Source organism: Stenotrophomonas sp. I18B00994 (assembly GCF_014145825.1).
Lineage (GTDB): Bacteria > Pseudomonadota > Gammaproteobacteria > Xanthomonadales > Xanthomonadaceae > Stenotrophomonas > Stenotrophomonas maltophilia.
This window is the reverse complement of sequence record NZ_JACIUW010000013.1, coordinates 48530-73058: the sequence shown is the minus strand read 5'-3', so window position 1 is coordinate 73058 and position 24529 is coordinate 48530. Positions and strand designations below refer to the sequence as shown.

At 66.1% G+C, this 24529-nt stretch carries 18 protein-coding genes; 11 read left to right on the top strand and 7 right to left on the bottom strand.

The features are described 5' to 3' along the window. Nucleotides 1-59: 59 nt before the first annotated feature. Genes H4O10_RS15115 through H4O10_RS15105 form a run of 3 tightly spaced genes read right to left on the bottom strand, consistent with a single transcriptional unit; the run spans nt 60 to nt 3475 of the window. Nucleotides 60-1688, bottom strand: a complete 1629-nt coding sequence (locus tag H4O10_RS15115) for a pseudouridine synthase (RefSeq protein WP_088470632.1) — start codon at nt 1686-1688, stop codon at nt 60-62. Then, on the bottom strand, nt 1681-2556 hold the full coding sequence (scpB, locus tag H4O10_RS15110; protein ID WP_033832937.1) for an SMC-Scp complex subunit ScpB: 876 nt from the start codon (nt 2554-2556) through the stop codon (nt 1681-1683). The genes H4O10_RS15115 and scpB overlap by 8 nt, the downstream gene beginning before the upstream one ends. A gap of 13 nt (nt 2557-2569) precedes the next feature. After that, nucleotides 2570-3475 (bottom strand): ScpA family protein, encoded by a 906-nt coding sequence (locus H4O10_RS15105; protein ID WP_005410330.1) that lies wholly within the window; start codon nt 3473-3475, stop codon nt 2570-2572. A gap of 374 nt (nt 3476-3849) precedes the next feature. On the opposite strand from H4O10_RS15105, the gene H4O10_RS15100 reads away from it, so the two are divergent. The 10 genes from H4O10_RS15100 (at nt 3850) to H4O10_RS15055 (ending at nt 17700) form a co-directional block, all read left to right on the top strand. Then, nucleotides 3850-4149 carry a YciI family protein gene (locus H4O10_RS15100; protein WP_005410329.1) on the top strand — a complete coding sequence of 100 codons (300 nt, stop codon included), beginning with the start codon at nt 3850-3852 and terminating at the stop codon, nt 4147-4149. A 20-nt stretch (nt 4150-4169) separates the two neighbouring features. Then, nucleotides 4170-4421 (top strand): BolA family protein, encoded by a 252-nt coding sequence (locus H4O10_RS15095; RefSeq protein ID WP_032963317.1) that lies wholly within the window; start codon nt 4170-4172, stop codon nt 4419-4421. Nucleotides 4422-4570: 149 nt separating this feature from the next. Then, nucleotides 4571-5608, top strand: coding sequence for a LacI family DNA-binding transcriptional regulator (locus H4O10_RS15090; protein ID WP_012480808.1), 1038 nt, complete (start codon nt 4571-4573; stop codon nt 5606-5608). A gap of 76 nt (nt 5609-5684) precedes the next feature. Then, complete coding sequence (locus tag H4O10_RS15085) at nt 5685-8741, top strand: TonB-dependent receptor (RefSeq protein WP_033832936.1); 3057 nt, start codon at nt 5685-5687, stop codon at nt 8739-8741. A gap of 247 nt (nt 8742-8988) precedes the next feature. After that, nucleotides 8989-10593 (top strand): glucoamylase family protein, encoded by a 1605-nt coding sequence (locus H4O10_RS15080; RefSeq protein ID WP_033832935.1) that lies wholly within the window; start codon nt 8989-8991, stop codon nt 10591-10593. Nucleotides 10594-10597: 4 nt separating this feature from the next. Continuing rightward, nucleotides 10598-11938 (top strand): sugar ABC transporter substrate-binding protein, encoded by a 1341-nt coding sequence (locus H4O10_RS15075; protein WP_049452160.1) that lies wholly within the window; start codon nt 10598-10600, stop codon nt 11936-11938. Further along, nucleotides 11935-12816: a sugar ABC transporter permease gene (locus H4O10_RS15070; protein WP_049452161.1), complete on the top strand. Its 882-nt coding sequence runs from the start codon at nt 11935-11937 to the stop codon at nt 12814-12816. The genes H4O10_RS15075 and H4O10_RS15070 overlap by 4 nt, the downstream gene beginning before the upstream one ends. After that, nucleotides 12813-13649, top strand: coding sequence for a carbohydrate ABC transporter permease (locus H4O10_RS15065; protein ID WP_005410322.1), 837 nt, complete (start codon nt 12813-12815; stop codon nt 13647-13649). The genes H4O10_RS15070 and H4O10_RS15065 overlap by 4 nt, the downstream gene beginning before the upstream one ends. Continuing rightward, nucleotides 13646-16813 carry a discoidin domain-containing protein gene (locus tag H4O10_RS15060; protein WP_033832933.1) on the top strand — a complete coding sequence of 1056 codons (3168 nt, stop codon included), beginning with the start codon at nt 13646-13648 and terminating at the stop codon, nt 16811-16813. The genes H4O10_RS15065 and H4O10_RS15060 overlap by 4 nt, the downstream gene beginning before the upstream one ends. A gap of 2 nt (nt 16814-16815) precedes the next feature. Then, nucleotides 16816-17700, top strand: a complete 885-nt coding sequence (locus H4O10_RS15055) for an endonuclease/exonuclease/phosphatase family protein (RefSeq protein WP_033832932.1) — start codon at nt 16816-16818, stop codon at nt 17698-17700. Nucleotides 17701-18022: 322 nt separating this feature from the next. Here the strand turns inward: H4O10_RS15055 and rne are convergent, their stop codons facing one another. After that, the gene (gene rne / locus H4O10_RS15050; RefSeq protein ID WP_033832931.1) at nt 18023-21298 is read right to left on the bottom strand and encodes a ribonuclease E; all 3276 of its coding nucleotides are present in this window, start codon (nt 21296-21298) and stop codon (nt 18023-18025) included. 407 nt (nt 21299-21705) lie between these two features. Between rne and H4O10_RS15045 the strand changes: the two genes are divergently transcribed. After that, complete coding sequence (locus tag H4O10_RS15045) at nt 21706-22680, top strand: RluA family pseudouridine synthase (protein WP_182681058.1); 975 nt, start codon at nt 21706-21708, stop codon at nt 22678-22680. Between the two features lie 87 nt (nt 22681-22767). Here the strand turns inward: H4O10_RS15045 and zupT are convergent, their stop codons facing one another. From zupT to H4O10_RS15030, 3 genes are all read right to left on the bottom strand, one after another. Then, on the bottom strand, nt 22768-23577 hold the full coding sequence (zupT, locus tag H4O10_RS15040) for a zinc transporter ZupT (protein WP_012480802.1): 810 nt from the start codon (nt 23575-23577) through the stop codon (nt 22768-22770). Between the two features lie 98 nt (nt 23578-23675). After that, entirely contained in the window at nt 23676-24092 is a 417-nt protein-coding gene (locus H4O10_RS15035) for an energy transducer TonB (protein ID WP_005410316.1), read from the bottom strand. Beyond that, a complete protein-coding gene (locus H4O10_RS15030) occupies nt 24089-24439 on the bottom strand; it encodes a 4a-hydroxytetrahydrobiopterin dehydratase (RefSeq protein WP_005410315.1) in 351 nt (116 codons plus the stop codon). Before H4O10_RS15030 ends, H4O10_RS15035 begins: the two co-directional genes overlap by 4 nt. Nucleotides 24440-24529: the final 90 nt, after the last annotated feature.

The window sequence follows — 24529 nt, the reverse complement described above, 5'->3', positions numbered from 1 at the left end:
CCTTTTCAACGAAAAACCCCGGCCTGCGCCGGGGTTTTTCATTTCAGGCGTGCCGGTGATCAGCCGCCGCGCGGGCCGCTGCGGCGCGGGCCGCCCGGACCGCGGTTGCCGCCGGGGCCACCCGGGCCACGGTTGCCACCCGGACCGCCGGGGCCGCGATTGCCGCCCGGACCACGGTTGCCACCACCCGGCCCGCGACCGCCCGGACGGGCGCCCTGCGCCGGCTTGGGGCTGCCATACGGGTTGAAGCCCGGCGTGGCGTGGTCGGACGGGAAGCTCGGGGCATTGCCCGGATGACCATACGGGTGCTTGTTGCCCTGGCCCTGCGAGCGGTTGCCGGCACCGGCCGGACGACCCTGGCCGCCTGCGCCGCCACGGCCTTCACCGCCGAAACCGCCACGGCCCTGTCCGCCGCCGGCGCCCGGACCCTTCGGCTTGCCGTACGGACGGCCCTGGCCGCCTGCGCCCGGACCACGGGCACCCGGGCCGCGCGCGCCCGGACCGGCATTGCGATGGCCGCTCGGGCCCGTGCTCACGCCATCCGGCACGTACCAGGTGCGGAACGCGGCCGGGTTGCCTTCCGGCAGCGAACGGTCGTTCTTCTGGGTGCGCTGCTTGAACGGCTTCTGCGACTGCTTGGCTGCTGCTTCACCGCTGACCGTCAGGCCACCCTTGAAACCGCCGCCCCTGCCGCCGCGGCCACGGCCGCGGTCTTCGCGGACGTTGTCGAAGCGACGCAGCTCGCGGCCTTCGTCTGCGGTGTTATGGCCGTTGACGTAGGCATTGCCACGGCCACCTTCGCGCACGCGCACGGTGGTCTTGGCGGCGCGGCGCTGGCCGATCACCGGCTGCAGGGTCAGAGCCGACGGCGCGCCTTCTTCCAGCTTCAGCTGCGCACGCAGGGCTTCAACCTGGGCGGTGCCCAGTTCCACCGAATGGCCACGGGCCAGTTCGCGCGGCAGGCTCACCTTGCCGTAGCGGGTGCGCTTCAGGCGGCTGACCTGGCAGCCCTGCGACTCCCACAGGCGGCGCACTTCGCGGTTGCGGCCTTCCTTCACCACGACGCGGAACCAGTCGTGCGAGTCGGTGCCGCCGATGCGTTCGATCTCGTCGAACTTGGCCGGGCCGTCTTCCAGTGCCACGCCGCGTGCGAGGCGGTCGACGATGGCGTCGGAGACCTTCTCCTCGCCTTCCGGGGCGCGCACGCGCACCACGTACTCGCGCTCGACCTCGAACGACGGGTGCATCATGGCGTTGGCCAGTTCACCGTCGGTGGTGGCCAGCAGCAGGCCGGTGGTGTTGATGTCCAGGCGGCCGATGGCGATCCAGCGCGCGCCCTTCAGCGGCGGCAGCGATTCGAACACGGTCGGGCGGCCTTCGGGGTCTTCGCGGGTGGTCACTTCGCCTTCCGGCTTGTTGTAGACCAGCACGCGCGACGGTTCGGCCAGGGCGGTGGCGACGAAGCCGCGGCCATCCAGCTCGATCTTGTCGCCGCTCTTGACCGACATGCCGGTCTGCGCGACTTCACCGTTGACCTTGACCAGGCCTTCGGCGATGCGCTGTTCCAGCGCGCGGCGCGAACCCAGGCCGGCCTGGGCCAGCACCTTGTGCAGGCGCTCTTCCAGCTTGAACTGTTCGGAGGTGGCTTCGCGCTTCAGCGAGAGCTTGTTACGGGGGGTGTCACTCATCAGTTTTGCTCCGGCCGACGGTTTCGGGGTCGGCCTCTGGTTCGGAATCGGCTTGGTCAACAGCCACGGTCGTCATCGCGACGGCGTTGTCTTCGCGTTCGTTCAGGGGCACCGCGCGCTCGCCCGGCGCGGAATCGGGGTGCCCATCATCAAGGGGCGAAGGTGCTTGCTCATCGGAAGCCGGCGCAGTCGCTGCGTCGGCGGAATCGGGGGTGTCGCTGCCGGCCAGGCCGGCGTCATCGTTGGCAGCAGCGCCATCGGCGCCAGCTGAAATGTCCGGACCCTCGGCACTGGCGGCGGCCGGTGCGTCGCGGTCCAGGGCCAGCTGGGGTTCCAGCTCGCCCAGGTCCTTCAGTTCCGACAGCGGCGGCAACTCGTCCAGGCGCTTCAGGCCGAAGTAGTCCAGGAAGCCCTTGGTGGTGCCGAACAGGGCAGGCTTGCCGGGCACGTCGCGGTGGCCGACCACGCGGATCCACTCGCGTTCCTCCAGCGCCTGGATGATGTTGCTGCTGACCGCCACGCCGCGCACCTGCTCGATCTCGCCACGAGTGATCGGCTGCCGGTAGGCGATCAGCGCCAGGGTTTCCAGGGTGGCACGGGTATAGCGGGTCTTGCGTTCGGTCCACAGCCGGCTGATCCAGCCATGCACTTCGCCGGTCACCTGGTAGCGGAAGCCGGAGGCGACCTCGACCAGTTCCACGCCACGGCCTTCGCAGGCTTCGCGCAGGCGCTCAAGCGCACGTTCGATGCTGCCCGGCGGTGCCGGCTCCTCTTCCGGGAACAGGTCTTTCAGCTGGGCCAGGGTGAGCGGCTGGCTGGAGGCCAGCAGGGCACCCTCGACAATGCGGTTGATCAGCGTTTGGTCCATCGGCAGTCAGCGCTCACTCGTTCTCGTTGGCGGCGTCGTTGTCGTCGAACTCGCTGCTGAACTGCAGCGGGGCATTGGTGTTGCCGGCGGCCAGGGACTTCACGTAGATCGGCGCCAGCGGCTCTTCCTGGACGATGTCCAGCAGCTGTTCCTTGGCCAGTTCCAGCACCGCCAGGAACGTGACCAGCACGCCCAGCTTGCCTTCTTCTGCGGTGAACAGCCCTTCAAAACGGTAGAACTTGCCATCTTCAAGCCGGCCCAGCACTTCGCCCATGCGTTGCCGCACGCTCAGCGCCTCGCGCTTGATGGCGTGGCCACTGAACAGCTCGGCGCGCTTGAGCACGTCGTGCAGGGCCAGCAGCATTTCCTTCAGGTCCACCGGCGGCGGCAGCTTCACCGCAGCACGTTCGGGCATGAAGGCGTGTGCCACCGTGGTGTCGCGGTCCTGGCGGGGCAGGGCGTCGATGTCCTCGGCGGCCTGCTTGAAGCGTTCGTACTCCTGCAGGCGGCGCACCAGTTCGGCGCGCGGGTCGGCCTCATCGCCTTCCTCGCTGACCGGGCGCGGCAGCAGCATGCGCGACTTCACCTCGGCCAGGATCGCGGCCATGACCAGGTACTCGGCGGCCAGCTCGAAGCGCAGCTCGCGCATCACGGTGATGTATTCCACGTACTGCCGGGTGATCTCGGCCACGGGAATGTCCAGTACGTCCAGGTTCTGGCGGCGGATCAGGTACAACAGCAGGTCCAGCGGGCCTTCGAAGGCATCCAGGATGACTTCCAGCGCGTCCGGCGGGATGTACAGGTCCTGCGGAATCTGCAGGACCGGTTGCCCATGCACCACGGCCAGCGGCATTTCCTGCTGCTGGGGGGCGGGCGGCCGGGTTGGCGGGTTCGCGTCGAGCGCGAGTTCGGAAGTCATCTAATGGACATCAGGATTGCATCGGACCAGTCGCGGCAGCGGGTTCACCGGGCCAACGCCACGGCGCCCCACGGCACCAGACACGCCGGGATCGGCGCGATTCCACACATATCAAACAGCAGGACGCGCCGCAGGAAACGGCGGCGACGGAACTACGGGGAGGTCGTCTACGTGGCCCGGCCAGGTGGTCCGGTTCGAAGCAGCGGGACGGTCGTCGGGGGCTGCATTGGCCGCAGAAACCGACGGGCTGCTGCATCCAGCCACGTGCAATGGTGTCTAGGGTAAGCCTTTGTCGCGCCAGTGTCCAGCCGGGCTGGGGCGAGGGCGGCATTGGCTAGAATCTGCGCACCCGACAACGCAAGCGAGGAAATGCCGTGTGGTATGTGATTGAAGGCTATGACGGCCAGGACGTGCTGGCACAGCGACTGCAGGCACGTCCGGAACACCTGGCGCGCCTGCACGCGCTGCGCGACGAAGGCCGCCTGCTGCTGGCCGGACCGTGCCCGGCAGTAGACAGCGAGGACCCGGGCCCGGCCGGCTTCAGTGGTTCGGTAGTGATCGCGCAGTTCGAGTCGCTCGTGCAGGCCCAGGCCTGGGCTGATGCCGACCCTTACGTAGCCGCGGGCGTCTACACCCATGTACAGGTGCGTCCGTTCCGCAAGGTCCTGCCGTGAACGCGGAGCGGATCGAGCGGATGCGTGACGCACTGCAGCAGGCGCTGGCCCCCAGCGTGCTGGAAATCGAAGACGACAGTCATCGTCATGCCGGCCACGCCGGTGCGCGCGATGGCCGCGGCCATTTCAACGTGCATGTGGTCAGTGAACGCTTCGCCGGACTGGGTCCACTGGCCCGGCATCGCGCGGTCTATGCCGCGCTGGGCGCGATGATGGAGACCGACATCCACGCGCTGTCCATTCGTGCATTGACCCCGTCAGAACAGGGCTGAGCCCTTGTCCCACACTGTCCTGGCGGGTCCGTCAGCGGGCCCGCCACAGACAGATTTCCATGTCCATTTCAGGACATTCGCCTAACGGACTGTTTACAAGCCCAGATGGAAACGCTTACATTCCGCGCCAATGCTGGTAGGTCCAAGCCGTGGAGGGCGGCTTCGTGAACAAGGCAGCTATCACAATCAAAGACGTCGCTCGCGAAGCCCGGGTCTCCGTGGCCACGGTTTCCCGCGCGCTCAACGGGCATGAGAATGTCGCCGAACCGGTCCGCCAGCTTGTGCTGGAGGTGGCCGCACGGCTGCGTTACACCCCGCACGCCGCCGCCCGCAGCCTCAGCAGCCGTCGCACCAATACGGTGGGCGTGGTACTGCCTGACCTGTACGGCGAATTCTTCTCCGAGCTGATGCGCGGCATCGACAACGTCGCCCGCAACCGCCGCCAGCACCTGCTGGTGTCCAGTTACCACGGTGACCAGGAGCAGCAGGGCGCGGCCCTGCGCGCCATGCGCGGCCGCGTCGACGGCCTGCTGGTGCTCTCGCCCTATGCGGAGAGCCCGGGATTCCTTACCGACAACCTGCCGCAGTCGTTGCCAACGGTGTTGATCAACACCTATCTGCCCGGGCAGGACCACCCGGTGCTGAGCATCGATGACCATGCCGGTGCGATGGCGATGACCCGCCATCTGCTTGACGCGGGTCACCGCCGTATCGCTTTCATTTCTGGCCCGGACCTCAACTTCGACGCGCGCGAGCGCCTGCGCGGCTTCCGTGACGCGTTGGCGGCTTTCGGCAGTGACGCCGAAGGCATCGAGCTGCCCGGTGATTTCGACGAAGCTTCCGGCCATCGCGCCGGTCAGGAGTTGTTGGCAGCCGGAGCGCTGCCTGATGCCGTGTTCGCCGCCAACGACATGATGGCGCTGGGTTGCCTGTATGCGTTCACGCAGGCAGGTGTCCACGTTCCGTCCGACGTCGCCCTGGCCGGTTTCGATGACATTCCACTGGCGCGTTTCGTCCACCCGTCGCTGACCACCATGCAGGTCAGCATCGCCGAACTCGGCGATCGGGCCATGACGCGCCTGATGCAGTTGATGGACGGCACCTCCACGGATGGGACAGGGGACAAGCAGACCCTGGTTCCCCGCTTGATAGTTCGCGATTCCACCACTCCGCCATCCGGCCGTTGAAGCCGGAGGCGTTCCTTCTTTTTTGATTGATCGCAGGGACCGCGCAAGCGGTTACCGCCACCCGGAGATTGAGTTGATGATGCACACCACCTTCCGCACGCCGGCACGCCGGCTGCTGAGCACCGCACTGGTCAGCTGCCTGATGCTGGCTGCTGCTCCGAACGTCATGGCGCAGTCGGCCAATGCCAGCCTGCGCGGCCAGGTTTCCGGCGCGCAGGCCGGCGCCGAGGTGACCGCCACCAACGTGGCCACCGGCACCGTCCGTCGCGGTACCGTCCGTGCCGATGGAAGCTACTCGCTGATGGGCCTGGACCCGGGCACCTATGACGTGGTCGCCAACGGCCAGTCGCAGAAGGTCACCGTCACCGTGGCCTCGACCGCTACCCTGAACTTTGCCGGCGCTGCCAGCAGCACCCCGGGTACGACCGCAGCCACCAACCTGGACACTGTCAACGTCGTCGCGCCGACCCTGCTGCAGGAAGTGCGCACGTCCGAAGTCGGCAAGACCGTCAGCCTGCAGCAGATCCAGACCACCCCGCAGGTCTCGCGCAACTTCCTGGAGTTCGCCGACGCAGTGCCGGGCATGATCTTCACCCGCGACGCCAAGGGCAACACCTCGCTGCGCGGCGGCGCCACCAACTCCGACGGCACCAACGTCTACATCGACGGTGTGGGCCAGAAGAGCTACGTCAAGGGCGGCGGCGTGGCCGGTCAGTCCGGCAGTGCCGGCAACCCGTTCCCGCAGCTGGCCATCGGCGAGTACAAGGTCATCACCGGCAACTACAAGGCCGAGTACGGCCAGGTGTCCAGTGCAGCGGTCACGGCCGCGACCAAGTCGGGTACCAACGAGTTCAAGGGTGAAACCTTCTACCGTTATACCAACGACAGCATGCGCGCGATGACCCCGGCCGAGCGTCAGCCGGGCAAGGGCAAGGAGGATTCGGCCGAGAAGGAATACGGTTTCGCCCTGGGCGGCCCGATCGTCAAGGACAAGGCCCACTTCTTCGTGACCTATGAAGCCAAGCGCTTCGATCTGCCGGTGACCATCGCACCGCATGGTTCGGTGACCAACAAGGCCAACCGCGTCCCGGCTGATGCCCAGGCCGGCCTGGGCCCGGCCAGCCAGCCGTTCCAGCAGGACCTGATCTTCGCCAAGGTCGACTTTGAGCCGACCGACAACGATCGCCTGGAACTGACCTTCCAGGACCGTGATGAAACCCAGCAGCAGTTCTCGGACCAGACCGCGCCGATGCACGGCAAGGAAACCAAGAACACTGACCGTCGTTACGCGCTGCGCTGGAACCACAGCGGTGAGCGTTACTACAACGAGCTGATGGTTACCCACGAGGATTCGTTCAACAATCCCAAGCCGCTGAGCATGGGCAACGGTTTCAACTACACCGCGCCGGACGGCAAGAGCGAGGAGCGCGCCATCGTCTCGATCGGTGGTTCCTCGGCAATGTCGTCGCAGGTGAAGGGCCAGAAGGGCTGGTCGATCGAAGACAACCTGACCCTGGATGGCATCCAGTGGGCGGGCGACCACACCATCAAGATGGGTGCCAAGTACAAGCAGATCGACCTGTACGCCTCCGATGCGGCGCAGATCAATCCGCAGTTCTACTACACCATCGACAACCCGACCTTCCCGGACAGCATCCCGTACAAGGCACAGTTCGTGAAGCCGGTCACCGGCGTGTCCGGCGTGTCCGGCGAAGTGCGCTCGAAGGTGAAGCAGATCGGTCTGTTCATCCAGGATGACTGGCAGGTCAACGACCACCTGCAGCTGAACCTCGGCCTGCGCTGGGACTACGAGAAGAACCCGTCCTATTTGGACTTCGTGACCCCGCCGGAAGTGGTCAATGCGCTGTTCGCGCAGGATCCGCGTGCCGCCGCTGGCCAGAGCTACGCCGACACGCTGGCGCTGAGCGGCCTGAACATCAACGATTACATCAGCAACGGCCACAACCGCAAGGCATTCAAGAATGCCTGGCAGCCGCGTCTGGGTTTCTCGTATGACATCAATGCCGACGAGCAGCACGTGATCCACGGTGGTGCCGGTCGTTCCTACGACCGCGACCTGTTCGACTACCTGCAGCTGGAAACCACCAAGCTGGCCCTGCCGCAGCCGACGATCTACTTCCGCAATCCGGCAACCGGTCAGTGCTTCCAGGGCAACGCCGCGTGCTATGACTGGAATCCGAACCTGCTCAACGGTATCGGCAACCTCCAGAGTCTGGTCGGTTCGACCAGCAATGCAGGCCTGGAAGTCGACCTGCTGAACAACAATCTGAAGGTGCCCTACGCTGACCAGTTCAGCCTGGGCATGAGCAACCAGATCGGCGACTGGCTGACCGACGCCACCATCTCGCGCACGCTCACCTATGACGGCTTCGCCTTCACCCTGGGCAACCGCTACCCGACCGGCAACTTCTTCGACGATCCGCGTCTGTGCGGTGGCACCGAAGCCGGTCTGGGTCAGGCGTGGAGCTGCAACGTGCCGGGCTTCGGCAGCCTGATCATCGGCCAGCAGGGCATCAAGACCCGTGCTACCCAGATCCTGTTGTCGGCGCAGAAGCCGTTCACCCAGGAAAGCGGCTGGGGCACCTCCATCGCCTATACCTGGACCACCGCCCGCCACAACCGTGACATCAACGAGCACTACGCGTTCGACCGTGGCGTGATCGGTGACTACCCGACCATCCGCTCCAACGGCGCGCCGCGTCACCGCCTGGTGGTGACCGGTTCGTATGCGGGCTTCTGGGGCATCACCTTCGGTGGCAAGATCACCCTGGCCACCCCGACCGCGATCAACGACTGGTACGGCGTGCCGCAGGCCAATGGTTTCGACCTGCCGACCCCGATGGCGGCGGTTCCGGGTGGCAACGGCAAGTTCCTGCTGGGTGGCAAGATCTTCGGTTATCGCTCGGTCGACCTGCAGGCGACGAAGACGTTCAAGATGCCGGGCGATACCGAGCTGTATGCGCGTATCGACATCATCAATGTGTTCAACTTCGACAATTTCTCGAACTACAACTACTACAAGAATGGCAAGTTGACCGCGAGCTACAACGAGACCGGCGACATCGTCGGTACGCCGCGCCAGGTCAAGGCCGAAGTGGGCTTCCGCTTCTAAGCCCGGATGGATGCATGACCCCGATGCCGCCGCTCCGCCGGCGGCATCGGTCGCGTGAAAACGGCAATGGCCGGCCCTGCGCCGGTCCATTGCCCATGCCGCTGCCGGTCAGGGGGCATCGGCATGGGCAGTGATCGCGGTGTCAAACCACGTTTTTCGTGGTTTTTTAAGAACGCACCTTGTAAACGATTTCAGATCATTGGACGGTATGCTTTCCCATCGATCAGACCACCGGAGAAATCGCGCCATGCAGGCACGTCATCTGTTGTCCGCCGCAGCGTTGAGCCTGGCCATGGCCGCCTGCCAGCCGGCCCAGCAGGAGCCTGCCAAGCCGCGGCCGCCGGTGATCCTGATCGAGGCCGATACACCGCCGCGGCCGATGAAACCTGAGCTGCCGCCGCTGTTCGATGACATCGAGCGCCGCACCTTCCAGTTCTTCTGGGATACCACCAACGAGATCAATGGCCTGACCCCGGACCGCTATCCGTCGCGGCCGTTCGCCAGCATCGCCTCGGTCGGCTTCGCACTGACCGCGTATCCGATCGGCATCGAGAACGGCTGGGTCAGCCGCAACCAGGCGATCGACCGCACCCTGACTACCCTGAAATTCTTCCGCGACGTGCCGATGGGCCCGCAGCGTACCGGCAAGGCGGGCTACAAGGGCTTCTATTACCACTTCCTGGACATGCAGGAAGGCCGTCGCTACGACAGCTGGGTCGAACTGTCCTCGGTGGATACCGCGCTGCTGATGATGGGGGTGCTGTTCGCGCAGTCGTACTACGACGGTGACGATCCGCGCGAGAAGGAAATCCGCCAGATCGCCGACACGTTGTACAAGAAGGTCGACTGGCCCTGGCTGCAGCAGCGTGCGCCGCTGATCTCGATGGGCTGGTTCCCCGAGAGCGGTTTCATCGACCACGACTGGATGGGCTACAACGAGGCGATGATGGTCTACATCCTTGCCCTGGGTTCGCCGACGCACCCGGTCAGCCCGGATGCGTGGACGGTGTGGACGCGCACCTATGACAACGACTGGGGGGTCTACCAGGGCCAGGAATACCTGTCCTTCGGCCCGCTGTTCGGCCACCAGTACAGCCACGTCTGGATCGACTTCCGCGACATCCAGGACGCCTACATGCGCGAGCGCGGCAGTACCTACTTCCTCAACAGCCGCTCGGCCGCACTTGCCCAGCGTGAGTACGCCATCGCCAACCCGATGCAGTGGAAGGATTACGGCGAGAACGTCTGGGGCCTGACCGCCAGCGATGGCCCGCAGAACACCACGCAGGAATACCGTGGCGAGCAGCGCCAGTTCCGCCATTACTCTTCGCGCGGCGCTGGCCTGCGCGAGAACTTCGATGACGGCACCATCGCTCCGACCGCCGCGATCGCGTCGGTGGTGTTCGCGCCGGAACAGGTGATCCCGGCCACGCTGGAGATGCACAAGCGCTACGGCGATTACATCTATTCCAGCTACGGCTTCCTGGATTCGTTCAATCCCAGCTTCAACTACGACATCCCGATCAAGACCGGTCGCGTGGTGCCGGATCGTGGCTGGGTCGCCAGCGACTACATTGCCATCGACCAGGGGCCGATCCTGACCATGATCGCCAACTACCGCAATGATTTCGTCTGGGAAGTGATGAAGAAGAACCCGTACATCCGCAAGGGCCTGGAGCGGGCGGGGTTCAGTGGTGGCTGGCTGGCGCCGGAAGGTTCGTTCCAGCCGCTGGAACTGCAGAAAGACGAAAAGGCCGCGGCGGCACGCGCGGTGGGTATCGCCGAATCACGCGCGGCTGCCGCGCAGGAACAGAAGAACAATGCCAACCGCAACACAGGCCAGGGCAAGTAACCCGATGCCGAACTGGATCGACCGTCTGCGCCGCTGGACACTGCCAGCCCTGGCCGCACTGGCCGTGGCCGGCTGCGCCCGCACCGAACCGGGCACCACCACTGTGCGCTTCTGGGCAATGGGCCGGGAAGCCGAGGTGGTCAGCGAACTGATCCATGAGTTCGAAGCCGAGAACCCGGGCATCAAGGTGGACGTGCAGAACATCCCGTGGACCGCTGCGCACGAAAAGCTGCTGACCGCGTTCGCCGCCGACGGCCTGCCGGACGTGTGCCAGCTCGGCAACACCTGGGTGCCGGAGTTCGCCGAGCTCGATGCGCTGACCCCGTTGCAGCCGTTCGTCGATCGCTCTGCCGTGGTCGATGAGAATGATTATTTCCAGGGCATCTGGGACACCAACGTGATCCACGGCGAGCTGGTGGGCGTGCCGTGGTATGTCGATACACGCCTGATCTACTACCGCAAGGACCTGCTGGCCAAGGCCGGCTACGACCACCCGCCGCGCACGTGGCAGGAGTGGGATGAGCAGATGGCAGCGATCAAGCGCATGCAGGGCCCGAACCGCTATGCGGTGCTGATGCCGATCAACGAGTTCGAGCAGCAGCTGTCGCTGGCACTGCAGCAGCCCGATCCGCTGCTGCACGATGATGACACCCGCGGCAACTTCAGCAGCCCCGGCTTCCGCCGCACGCTGGCGTTCTACGCCAACATGTTCGAGCAGGGCTGGGCGCCGAAGATGTCCGAGACGCAGATCTCAAACGTCTGGGATGAGTTCTTCCGCGGCTTCAACGTCTTCTACATTTCCGGCCCATGGAACATCCGCGAGTTCAAGAAGCTGCAGCCGAAGGAACTGGAAGGGCAGTGGGGCACCGCAGCGCTGCCGGGGCCGGAGGGTCCGGGCGCGGGTATCGCCGGTGGCACCAGCCTGGTGATCTTCCGCAAGTCGCAGCAGAAGGAGGCGTCGTGGAAGCTGATCGAGTTCCTGTCGCGCCCGCAGATCCAGGCACGTTTCCATTCGATCATCGGCGACCTGCCGCCACGCCGCAGCACGTGGAGTGCGCCGTCGCTGGCCAACGATCCGCTGGCCGCAGCGTTCCGTGACCAGCTGGAGCGGGTCAAGCCGACGCCGAAGGTGCTCGAATGGGAGCGCATCGTGCAGGAAATGCGCATCGTCACCGAGAAGGTGGTGCGCGGTGGCCTGCCGCAGGACAAGGCCGTCGAAGAACTCGACCAGCGCGTGGACAAGGTGCTGGCAAAGCGCCGCTGGATGCATGAACAACAACGCCTGCAGCAGCGCGTTCCGTCGCCGCAATCGAGCAGTGCCGTGGCCGCCGGGAGCGCGCAATGAAACGTACTTCACTCGCCGGCTGGATTTTCGCCGGTCCCTCGCTGATCGTGCTGGGCGTGTTCTTCGGCCTGCCGGTGGCTTCGGCGCTGGCGCTGAGCGTGACCGACTTCGACCTGTATGCCCTGGCTGACAGCAGCAACCTGCGCTTTGTCGGCCTCGGCAACTACATCGATCTGCTGCAGACACCGATGTTCTGGAAGTCGCTGTGGAATACCACCTACTTCGTGTTGATCGGCGTGCCCTTGTCGATCGGCGTGTCGCTGGGCGCGGCAATGCTGCTGAATGCGCCGGCCGCACGCTTCAAGGCGTTTTTCCGCACCGCGCTGTTCGCGCCGGTGGTGACCACGCTGGTGGCGGTGGCGGTGATCTGGCGCTACCTGTTCCATACCAGCTACGGCCTGGTGAACTACGGCCTGGGCCATCTGGGCATCAGCCCGATCGACTGGCTGGGTGATCCCAACTGGGCGATGCCGACCATCATGCTGTTCGCGGTGTGGAAGAACTTCGGCTACAACATGGTGATCTTCCTGGCCGGCCTGCAGGCGATCCCGCATGACCTGTACGAGGCCGCGCGCATCGACGGTGCCTCGCGCTGGAAGCAGTTCCTGCACATCACCCTGCCGATGCTCGGCCCGGTGCTGCTGGTGGTCGGCGTGATTACCGTGTCCGGCTACTTCCAGCTGTTCGCCGAACCCTACGTGATGACCCGCGGCGACCCACTGCAGAGCACCGTCAGCGTGCTGTATTTCATGTTCGAGGAAGGCTTCAAGTGGTGGAACCTGGGACGCGCCTCCGCCGTGGCGTTCCTGCTGTTCCTGATCATCCTGGCGGTGACCACCGTGATGCTGCGTTTCGGCCGCAAGAGGCAGTTGGTATGAGTCGTGAAATCGGCCAGTCGCGCTGGTACCCGTGGTTGATCAATGGTGCGTTGCTGGTGCTGGCCCTGGTCAGCCTGGCACCGCTGCTGTGGATGCTCTCGGTCTCGTTCATGCCGCAGGGCGAGGCCAGCCATTTCCCGCCGCCGCTGCTGCCTTCCAGCATCACCACGCACAACTACCATGAGCTGTTCGCGCGCACTGGCATGGGCGGCAACTTCGCCAACAGCCTGCTGGTGTCGCTCGGCATCACGGTCGGTTCGCTGCTACTCAACACCATGGCCGGCTACGCCTTCGCCAAGCTCAACTTCGTCGGCCGCGAGCGCCTGTTCCAGGTACTGATGGCGGCGCTGGTGATTCCGGCGCAGGTGGCGATGCTGCCGCTGTTCCTGCTGATGAAGCAGCTGGGCCTGGTCAACAGCTTCGGTGGCGTGATCGTGCCAGCGCTGGCCAGCGTGTTCGGCATCTTCCTGGTACGCCAGTACGCGCGTTCCATCCCGGACGAACTGCTGGAAGCGGCGCGCATCGACGGGGCAGGGGAGCTGCGCATCTTCTTCCAGATTGTGCTGCCGATGCTCAAGCCGGTGCTGGTGACCCTGGCGATCTTCACCTTCATGGGCGCATGGAACGATTTCATGTGGCCATTGATCGTGCTGACCGACCAGGAGCACTACACTTTGCCGGTGGCGCTGGCCACCCTCTCGCGCGAGCACATCATGGACGTGGAAATGATGATGGCTGGCGCGGTGGTCACCGTGGTCCCGGTGCTGGCGCTGTTCCTGGTGCTGCAGCGGTACTACATCCAAGGTCTGTTGCTGGGGAGCGTCAAGGGATGAAGCGAGCGATCGCCGTTGGACTGGGCCTGTTGTGGACTTCCCTGGCGATCGCCGCACCTCCGGCGCTGCCGGCACCGAAGGTGCTGGACGACTTCGACGACATCGCAGCCTGGACGCTTGTGCTGTCCGATCAGGTCAGCGGTTCGCTGCGCCCGGTCAGTGGCGCCGGTGGTGGCCGCGCGCTGTGCCTGGACTATGACTTCCACGATGTCTCCGGCTACGTCGGCATCCGCCGCGCGCTGAACATCGAATACCCGGTCAATTACCGCTTCGGATTCCAGCTGCGTGGCGAATCGCCGGGCAACGACCTGCAGTTCAAGCTGATCGATGCCAGCGGCGACAACGTCTGGTGGGTCAACCGGCCCGGCTACAGCTTCCCCAAGGCGTGGACGCCGGTCGAGTACCGCCGCCGCCAGATCGACAAGGCGTGGGGTCCCTCGCCCGAGAAGGAGATGGCACGAAGCGCCGCCGTCGAGTTCACGATCTACAGCAAGGTCGGTGGCCGCGGCACGGTGTGCTTCGACAAGCTGACCCTGCAGGGCCTGCCGCCGCAGGATGATTCGGCGTTGGTGCCATCGGTGATTGCCGATACGGCCACCGCGCTGCAGGACCGTATGATCGACGGCAAGAGCGACACGTTCTGGATCAGCGGTGGCGTCAAGCAGCAGACCATCAGCCTGGACCTGCACAAGAGCCGCGAGATCGGCGGTGTAGTGATCGATTGGCTGCCGAACCTGGAAGCCAATCGCTACACCGTGCGGACGTCCGAGGATGGCCGGGACTGGCGCACTGTGCGCGAGGTGACCGGCGGTGCGGGGGGGCGCGATTGGCTGGCGCTGCCGGATACCGACGCGCGCTACGTGCGTTTCGATCTGCGCGATGGCCCGAACTGGCGCTATGGCATCCGTGACATCGCACTCAAGCCGCTGGCGTTCGCCGCCACGCCCAATGCCTTCCTGTCCTCGGTGGCCGCCGATCTGCCGCGTGGCTCGTTGCCGCGTGCCTATGTGGGCGAACAGCCGTACTGGACCCTGCTCGGCCTCGATGGTGGCCAGGAGCAGGCGCTGATCAGCGAAGATGGCGCGCTGGAGCCGGCCAAGGGCAGCTTCAGCATCGAGCCGTTCATCCGCCTGGACGGCAAGCTGCTGGACTGGTCGAAGGTCGCCATCACCCAGTCGCTGCAGGATCACTACCTGCCGATCGCCACCGTCGACTGGGTGCATGAGAAGGCCGGGCTTTCGGTGACTAGTTTCGTGCAGGGCACGCCCGAGCGCGCGCAGCTGATCGGCCGCTACCGGCTGAGCAATCCGGACAAGGTCGCCCACGAGTACACCCTGGCGCTGGCAATCCGTCCGTGGCAGGTCAACCCGCCCACCCAGTTCCTCAACACCGTCGGTGGTTTCAGCCGCATCGATGCACTGGAGGTGGGCGAACAGCTGGTTCGGGTCAACGGTGAGCCGCGCATCTATCCGCTGCAGGTGCCGGATGCGCGCTTTGCCAGTACGTTCGATGGCAAGCTCGATGCGATGCATCTGGAAAGCGGCAAGTACCCGGCCACGACCGCAGTGAAGGACAGCACCGGCATGGCGTCGGGTGCGCTGATGTACATGATCAAGCTCGAGCCCGGCCAGAGCCGCGAAGTGGCGGTGGTGCTGCCGCAGACCGGTGGCTGGGCGCCGCAGGCGCTGGACGTGGCCAGGGCGCAGGCGCAGGTGGCCGATCAATGGCGGCAGAAGCTGGGCGTGGTCTCGCTGCAGGTGCCGGCTGCGGGCCAGGCACTGGTCGATACCCTGCGCACGGCCGTCGCGCACATGCTGATCTCGCGGGTTGGCCCACGGCTGCAGCCGGGCACGCGCTCGTACGCGCGCAGCTGGATCCGCGATGGCGCGATGATTTCCGAGGGCCTGCTGCGCATGGGGCGCAGCGATGCCGTGCGTGACTACATCAACTGGTATGCGCCGTACCAGTTCGAGAACGGCAAGGTGCCGTGCTGCGTCGACGCGCGCGGCAGCGACCCGGTACCGGAGAACGACAGCCATGGCGAACTGATCTACAGCATTGCCGAGTATGGACGCTACACCGGCGACAGCACGTTCACCGAGCTGATGTGGCCGCACGTGCAGGGCGCCTACAACTACATGGAGCAGCTGCGCGCCAGCGAGCGCACCGAGGAGAACCGCGCGCGCAATCCTGCCTTTTACGGCATGATGCCGGCCTCGATCAGCCACGAAGGCTATTCGGCCAAGCCGATGCATTCGTACTGGGATAATTTCTGGGCGTTGCGCGGCTACAAGGACTCGGCATCGCTGGCGGCCCAACTGGGCAAGGTCGAGGCGATGCAGATCGCCGGATCGCGTGACCAGTTCCGTGATGACCTGCAGGCCTCGCTGCTGTCGGCGATGCAGCAGCACGACATCGACTACCTGCCGGGCTCGGCCGAGCTGGGCGATTTCGATGCGACCTCGACCACCATCGCGCTGGCGCCGGGCGGCGAGCAGGGCCGACTGCCCCAACAGGCGCTGGAGGCGACCTTCGAGCGCTACTGGAAGGAGTTCGTGGCCCGCCGCGACGGCAAGCGTGAGTGGAAGGACTACACCCCGTACGAGTGGCGCAACGTGGCGGCGTTCGTACGCCTGGGCTGGCGTGACCGCGCCTGGCAGGCCACCGAGTTCTTCTTCAGGGACCGTGCGCCGCAGGCCTGGAACCAGTGGGCCGAGGTGGTCTCGCGCACGCCGCGCAAGCCGTTCTTCGTCGGTGACCTGCCGCACGCCTGGGTAGCCTCGGACTTCGTGCGCTCGGCCTTGGACATGTTCGCGTACAGCCGTGACATGGACGATGCGCTGGTGCTGGCCGCCGGCATTCCGAGCGCCTGGCTGCAGGGCGAGGGCATCGCCGTGCAGGGCCTGCGCACGCCGCAGGGCCAGCTCAACTACCGCCTGCAGCGCAGCGACAAGCAGCTGGTGCTGGAGGTGCAGCCGGGCCTGGTGCCACCGCTCGGTGGCGTGGTGTTGCCGTGGCCGTACGCCGGTGATCCGGGCGAGGCGACCATCAATGGCGAAGCGGCCGAATGGGTCAACAAGGAACTGCACGTGCACCAGCTGCCGGCGCGGGTCGAGATCGATGTACCGAGCGCGGTGCGCCGCGCCGAGCGCAAGGGGCAGTAACGATGAAGCAGCAGGGGGCAAGAGTGCGCACGATCGTGCGCGCCCTGGGGCTGGCCACTGCATTGGCACTGCCGGGCGCCGCGATGGCGGCCGATCCAGCCGCCGGGGCAGCGGCTGATGTCGCCACCGCGCCAGGCATGAGCATGGTCACCTTCAATCTGCATCATGACCGCGAGGACTGGCCACGCCGGCGCCGCACCATCCTGGCCGAACTCAAGCGCCTGCAGCCGGATGCGGTTGCCCTGCAGGAGGTGATCCAACGCCGCAACGTGCGAAACCAGGCGCAATGGCTGGCCAGCCAACTTGGTTACAAGCACGTGTTCGTGTCCACCGATGCGGTCGGCGCGCCCAAGCGCTACGGCAATGCGCTTCTGACCCGGCGGCCGATCCTTGCCCAGGGGGATCATCTGCTGCAGCCCCTGGACGACTACCGCACCGTGGCCCACCTGCGCATCGACGTCGATGGCACGCCGGTAAACGTCTACGCCACGCATCTGAACGAGCGCAGTGATGAGAGCGGACAACGCATCCGTCGCAGCCAGGTCGAGGACCTGCTGCGCTTCATCAGCGCGACGTCGGCGGGCGCGCCGGTGGTGATCGCAGGTGACTTCAATGCACTGGTGGATGCCGGCGATCTGAGCGAGCTGCGCAGCCACTACGGCGACAGTTACGGCAGCGTGCACGTCAACACCGATCTGTCCGGGGTCAGTACGCTCAACCGCCACTATTACCAGGCGCCGTCGCGGATCGACCACATCTTCTTCCAGCAGGACGAGATGGTCGCGCGCGAGGCGAAGATCCTGTTCGACCAGCCCGACGACAGCGGTCGCTGGGCCTCGGACCACTACGGCGTGTGGACCCGCCTGCAGTTCGCGCCGAAACCCTGACGGGACACGCTTGGGTACGTGCCAACCTTGGTTGGCACGGGCGTGTCCGCGTGCACTCGATCAACGGCGCCAACCAAGGTTGGCCTCTACCATAGCGGTGACCGTGCGCGGGTTGTGCCCTGGTGGGTGCCAACCTTGGTTGGCACGGAGGTGTCCGCTGGCGACCGACCCACGGCGCCGACCAAGGTCGGCCTCTACCAGTGCGCTGTGCGTGCATCAGGTAGGTGCCAACCTTGGTTGGCACGGTTCGGCCCGAAGCACAAACAAAAACGGCGGGGATCATTGATCCCCGCCGGTTCGTTTTCACGCTATCAAGGAGCGATCAGTTCGCCGGCGGCGTGCGCTTGGCGGCCTCGTCGTCTTCTTCATCAGCCTTGGCTTCTGCAGCCTGGGCTGCAGCGTCGGCATGGCCATCGGCGACCGGATCGATCGACGGCGTCACCACCGCATCAGCGCTCGGGGAGGCGGCTTCGATCGGTGCGGCTTCGACCGCTACCGGAGCGACCGGCTGTTCCACGATCGGCGCAGTCTCGACGACCGGCGTGGCTTCAACGGCCGGGGCGGCCTCCACCACCGGGGCACTCTCACTGGCCACCGGCTTGGTTTCAACCACCGGGGTTGCTTCAACCACCTGCGGCTTCGATTCCACGACCGGCGCGGCCTCGACTGCGACCGGCTTCGCTTCGATCACCGGAGCGGCTTCAACCACCGCGGCCGTTTCAACCACAACCGGCTTTACTTCGATGGCCGGCGCAGCAGCGTCCACCACCGGAGTGGCGTTGGCGACCGGTGCGGCAGCGGCGACCGGCTGGACCGGGGTCGCGGCGTCGATGGCATCGAGCATGCTGGTCTGCACCGGCGAGGACACCGCTTCGGTCTTCGCAGCTTCGACCGGTGCCTGCACTTCAGCCACGACCGGGGCGGCGGCTTCGACCACGGCGCTGCTCACCACCGCGACCGGCGCGGCGACAACGGCGGCGGAAGCACGGGCCGGCTTCTCGGCGTCGACAGCGGCGGGTTCGACTTCGTCATCGAAGTCGAACTCCGGCTGCGAACGCGTGGGCTGCACAGCCGCGACCGGCGCAATGCCGGCAGTGCTGTCGATGTTCGGCTCGGCGCTGTCGGCGTCATCACCGTCATCACCCTCGTCCTGGTCATCACCCAGGGCGTCGCTGCCGGCGGCGTTCTCGGCGCCACCGCGGCGACGACGACGGCCACCACGACGGCCACGGCGACGGCGGGTTGCGCCTTCGCCAGCCTGCTCGCCATTGGCGTCGGTTGCAGCCTCTTCACCGGCAACTGCAACCACGTCGGTCGCACTGGCCGCATTGGCAGCGGTGTCGACCGGTGCGGCCGCTTCCACCGGGGCGACCGGGGCGGTGGCTTCCTGCGCGTTCACCCCATTGGCGGCGACGGCCGTAGCGGCTACGGCTGCAGCTGCGGTCACGGCTTCGGCAGGTGCTTCGGCGGCATTGCGCTGCGGCTTCTCGGCCGGCTTGTCACCGTCCTGCTGCTGCGGGCGCGGCTGCTTGGGCTGCTTCAGCTTCGGCTGCTGCTGGTTCTGGCCCTGCTGCTCGTTGCGCGGCTTGTTCTGCTGCTGCGGCGGCTGCTGGCCATCCTTGTGCTGCGGCTCCTTCTGCTTGCCCTGCTGCGGCTGCTGCTGCGCATTGCCATTGTTGCCGTTGCGGCCGTCCTTGCGCTGCTCGCCGCGGTCCTTGCGGTTGCCGCCATCCTTCTGCTGCTGCGCGTTGCCATTGCCACGATTGTCGTCGCGACGGTCCTTGCGGTCCTTGTTGCGATCCTTGTTGCGGTCCTTGCGACCGCCGTCCTGCTGCTGGCGTGCAGCCGGGGCGGCCGGTGCCGGCGCGGGCGCCGGTTCGCCACCGAACACGCGCTTGAGCCAACCGATCACGCCGCCCGCCGGGGCCGGCGCAACAGGCGCTGCAGCGACCGGGGCCGGAGCGGCCGCGGCCGGCTCCACTTCCTCGCGCACCGGGGCCGGGGAAGTGTGCTTGACCTGGGTCACCGCCGGCGGCGGGATGTTCAGCTGGCCCTTGGTCAGCGCGTGCACCGGCAGCTTGCGCGGGGTGCCGCGCTGGTAGCTGGGCTTGCTGCTTTCTTCACCCAGCTCGTTCTCGCGCAGGCGGGTCACGGTGTAGTGCGGGGTGTGCAGCTGCTCGTCGGCGACGATCACGATCGGCGCCTCGTGGCGCTGTTCGATCTCGCGCAGGGCGCTGCGCTTCTCGTTCAGCAGGTAATTGGCGATCTCCACCGGGGCCTGCACCAGCACCTGCCCGGTGTTCTCCTTCATCGCATGCTCTTCAGCCACGCGGATGATCGACAGCGACAGCGACTCGACACTGCGCATGCGGCCGTGGCCGTCACAACGCGGGCAGACGATCTGGCTGGACTCGCCCAGGCTCGGGCGCAGGCGCTGGCGGCTCATTTCCAGCAGGCCGAAGCGCGAGATGCGGCCGACCTGCACGCGCGCGCGGTCGTACTTCAGCGCGTTGGCGAGGCGGTTCTCGACTTCGCGCTGGTGCTTGTTGGAGGCCATGTCGATGAAGTCGATCACCACCAGGCCGCCCAGGTCACGCAGGCGCAGCTGGCGGGCCACTTCCTCGGCCGCTTCCAGGTTGGTCTGGAACGCGGTGTCCTCGATATCGCTGCCCTTGGTGGCACGCGAGGAGTTCACGTCGACCGCGGTCAGCGCTTCAGTCTGGTCGACCACGATCGAGCCGCCCGACGGCAGGCGCACGTTGCGCTCGTAGGCGCCTTCGATCTGCGATTCGATCTGGAAGCGGTTGAACAGCGGAATGTCGTCCTTGTAGTGCTTGAGCTTGCGCAGGGTCTGCGGCATCACCTGCTGCATGAATTCGCGGGCGTGCTCGTACATCTCCTCGGTGTCCACCAGGATCTCGCCGATGTCGGCGCGCAGGTAGTCACGCAGGGCGCGCACGATCAGGCGCGATTCCTGGTAGATCAGGAACGGGGCGGGCTTGCTCAGTGCCGCTTCGGCAATGGCGCGCCAGACATTGAGCAGGTAGTCCAGGTCCCACTGCAGCTCTTCCGCATCGCGGCCGACGCCGGCGGTACGGATGATCACGCCCATGTCGTCGGGGATGTTCAGCTTGTCCAGGGCGTCCTTCAGCGCGGCCCGGTCTTCGCCTTCGATGCGGCGCGACACGCCGCCGGCGCTGGGCGAGTTCGGCATCAGCACCATGTAGCGGCCGGCCAGCGAAATGAACGTGGTCAGGGCGGCGCCCTTGTTGCCACGCTCTTCCTTGTCGACCTGGACGACGATCTCCTGGCCTTCCTTCAGCAGCTCGCGGATGCCGGCCTTGTTGTGGTCGACACCGGCCTGGAAGTAGTCGCGGGAGATTTCCTTCAGCGGCAGGAAGCCATGGCGGCCACCGCCGTACTCGACGAAGGCCGCTTCCAGCGAGGGCTCGATGCGGAAGATCCGGCCCTTGTAGATGTTGGACTTCTTCTGTTCCTTCGACGGCTGTTCGATGTCGATGTCATACAACGACTGGCCATCCACGATGGCAACACGCAGCTCTTCAGCCTGCGTGGCGTTGATCAGCATTCGCTTCATTGTTGCGTTCCTCGCAAGCGGCTACCGCGCGGAACGCCATGGGGTTTCGCCTCTGGACACGGCTCGCCGCCCATTCGCGCAAGCGCGGGGAGGGCGGCTTGGGTTTCCAGCGCTACGACACCACGGCAGGCCGCGGGAGCGCTTCACTCTTATGGTTTTTGGGTGTTGCAGGGCCGCAGGCAGCTGTCAGCCAGGCTGGAGCGCCACGCGGGACATGTTCAGCACGGTTGCGTGTCAGGCATCCGGCGATGGCCGGGAAGGCCGGTGAGCCGCTAACATGGCCGCCCCGCGGGCGGTGGTCGCGCACTGTGCCGGATTCGTCGGAAGCTGGGCTTCTGGCCCTGAGTAACTTCCAACGAAATCAATCCCTTATCTCGCCCCCCGAGTGTAACAGAATAAACAGCCTGATGACCGCCCAAGACCCCACCAAGCCCGCTGGCGACAAGCCTTCCGTGCGCATGATCACCGTTCCCGCCGACCGCGCCGGCCAGCGCCTGGACAACTTCCTGCTCGGCCAGCTGAAGGGGGCCCCGCGCAGCCTGGTCTACAAGCTGGTGCGCAGTGGCCAGGTGCGGGTCAACGGTGGCCGCGCCAAGGCCGAGCGCAAGCTGGAGGCGGGCGACGAAGTGCGCGTGCCGCCGGTTCGTCTCACTGAAGAGGGAGACAAGGTGGGTCCCCCGGAGGCATTCATGCGCCGGCTGGAGCAGGCCATCGTCTTCGAGGACGCGCTCCTGCTGGCCCTGAACAAGCCCACCGGCGTGGCCAGCCACGGCGGCAGCGGCATCAGCTTCGGCGCCATCGAGACCCTGCGCGCGCTGCGCCCGGGGCAGACCCTGGAGCTGGTCCACCGGCTGGATCGCGACACCTCGGGCCTGCTGATCGTGGCCAAGAAGCGCTCGGCGCTGAGCGAACTGCAGGCGCTGCTGCGTGAAGACCACGGCGCCGGCATCCGCAAGCGCTACCTGACCCTGCTGGCCGGGCGCATGCCCGACGGGGTGATGACGGTCGATGCGCCGCTGCATGTCGGCCTGCGCCAGGGCGGCGAGCGCCATGTGCAGGTCAACGCGATCGGCAAGGAATCGATCAGCCACTTCCGGGTGCTGGAGCGCCGCGGCGGCCATTCCTATTGCGAGGTGCGCATCGAGACCGGCCGTACCCACCAGATCCGCGTGCATGCCCAGCACCTGGGTCATCCGGTGGCCGGCGACGATAAATACGGCGATCCGGCGGTCAACAAGCGGCTTCGTGAGCAGATCGGGCTGAAGCGTCTGTTCCTGCACGCGGCCTCGCTGGAGTTCGCGCTGGACGATGGCAAGAGCCCGTATGTGCTGAACGCGCCGCTGGCCGATGAGCTGGTCGAGGCGCTGGATCGCCTCCGCTGACAATGGCCGGGTAGCGCCGGGCCATGCCCGGCCGCTACCTTGTTCGGGTAGATCCACGCCATGCGTGGATGCACCCTTCTGGGCCGTTCACCACTTGAACAGCACCAGGCTGATCGCCAGGGTGCCCATGCCGGCCACCAGGCCATATACCGTCTCGTGGCCCTTGGCATAGCGCTTGGCTGCCGGCAGCAGTTCGTCCAGCGCCAGGAACACCATCACGCCGGCGATCAGTCCGAACACCCAGCCGAAGGTGGCGTGCGACAGTGATCCGGACAGCAGCCAGTAGCCCAGCGCCGCGCCGACCGGTTCGGCCAGACCCGACAGCAGGCTGGCGCTGAACGCATAGAACTTGTTCTGGGTGGCGAAGTACACCGGCACCGCGATCGCGATGCCCTCGGGAATATTGTGGATGGCGATGGCGAAGGCCAGCGGCATGCCCACCGACGGACTTTCCAGCGTAGCGAAGAAGGTCGCCAGGCCTTCCGGGAAATTGTGCGCGGTGATCGCCACCGAGGTCAGCAGCGCGACCCGCTTCAGGTACTCGCGACTGTTTTCGCGGAACGCAGGGTCCTGCTTGTCCAGGCTGTCATGCGGGTTGGGAATGAAGTGGTCGATCAGCACGATCACGATCACGCCGGCCAGGAAGGCCAAGGTGCCGTAGGTGAAGCCGGTGCGCTCGCCATAGGCCAGGGCGAACGATGCGATGGACTTGTTGAGGATTTCCGATAGCGACACGTAGACCATCGCGCCGCCGGCGAAGGCCAAGCCGAACGCCAGCAGGCGCGGATTGGGGCGGCGCGAGAACAGCACCAGCAGGCTGCCGATGGCAGTGGCCAGACCGGCCGCGAGGGTGACCGCCAGTGCGATCCAGACATTTTCGGGGGGAATCTGCAGCATGTACCGACGCGGTCCTGGTCAACAGACAGCCGCCCCGGATGAGCCCGGGGCGGGGAGGGCGAGGCGGGCGTCGGCTGGCCTCGTCGGGGCGCGCGCGATCAGCCGCCGCGGCGCAGGCGTTCTTCGATGGCGAAGCACTGATCGGGCTTCGGCTGCGGCGGGTTGAAGCTGACCGGTACCTGGATGGTGGCCGGCACGGCAGCGCCGTTGCGGGTGGCAGCCTTGAACTGCCAGCCCTGAACGGCCGTTTTGGCCAGTTCGTCCAGCTGCGGGTTGCCGGCGCCGGTCAACAGGGCGACCTCGCTTGGCTTGCCGTCGGTGCCGATGGTCACCTTGAAGGTGCTGGTGCCGCCTACGCCCATGCAGGCCAGTTCAAGCGGGTACTGCGGTGGCGGCGTCTTCACCGCGGCTACTTCGGTCGGCGGCGGCGGCGGTGGTGCCGGCGGTTCCGACGGGCCACAGCCGGCCAGGCCGGTCGCAGCAATCAGGGACAGGCTCAGCAAGCGTACGTTCATGGCAGTTGCTCCGTCAGGGCCGAAGTCTTCGCAGCGCAGATAAAGTCGTTCTCGCTCAGGCCGCCCACGTCGTGGGTGGAAAAGCGCACCACAGCGCGGTCGTAGTGCACGCCCAGGTCCGGATGGTGGTCCTCGCGGTGGGCAATCCAGGCCAGCGCGTTCACGAAGGCCATGGTGGCGTAGTAATCCTTGAAGCGGAAGGTGCGCGTCAGGGCCTGTCCGCCCTCGCTCAGCTCCCAGCCGGGAATCTGCGGCAGCAGTTCGGCCAGGCGGGCTTCGCCGAGCTTGTGGTCGCTGCCTTTGCGCGGCACGCAACGGGCCTGGGCCAGTGGAATCAGGTCGGCCATGGGAATCTCCACCTCGTGTTGACTGAACAATGCGCCGGACGGTGTATAAATCGAATGAGCGGCTGACGCTTACTTGGCTAGAATAGCCTG